At 53.8% G+C, this 340-nt stretch carries 1 protein-coding gene; it reads right to left on the bottom strand.

Annotation, left to right across the window (positions count from 1 at the left end; genetic code table 11):
- Positions 1 to 340 (bottom strand): transposase (locus F2P44_RS34685; protein ID WP_187363531.1); only part of this gene is annotated, 340 nt, incomplete at both ends.

The following is a 340-nucleotide window of genomic DNA, read 5'->3' as shown; positions in this document are numbered from 1 at the left end:
CACAGCGAATCTTTGAGTGGACAAGCACTTGGTAAATGTAAAACGATCTTGTTCTTGTACTGCCTGACCTGCACGGCGATTTTGAACAGTTTGGAAATGACCGTTGATGGCTGCGCCTGCGACAGCGCGGTATACCGTAGCCCTTCGGTACGCAGTTGCTGATGCAGGATGTAGGCCGCCGCGTGCAGCAACAAGCGCATGCAATTGGCGAGAAAGCTGGTGCAGGAAGTACGGTCGGCGGCGAGGTCATCCTTGAGATGTTTGATGTAATTTTCGGCCTGACCGCGCGCGCAATAAATATCTTCGTACAACATGCCGGCATCGAGTCCTGGCAGCGAGG

Source organism: Massilia frigida (assembly GCF_011682175.1).
Lineage (GTDB): Bacteria > Pseudomonadota > Gammaproteobacteria > Burkholderiales > Burkholderiaceae_D > Telluria_A > Telluria_A frigida.
The sequence above is the reverse complement of the archived record's forward strand: the minus strand, read 5'-3'. Positions and strand labels throughout refer to the sequence as shown.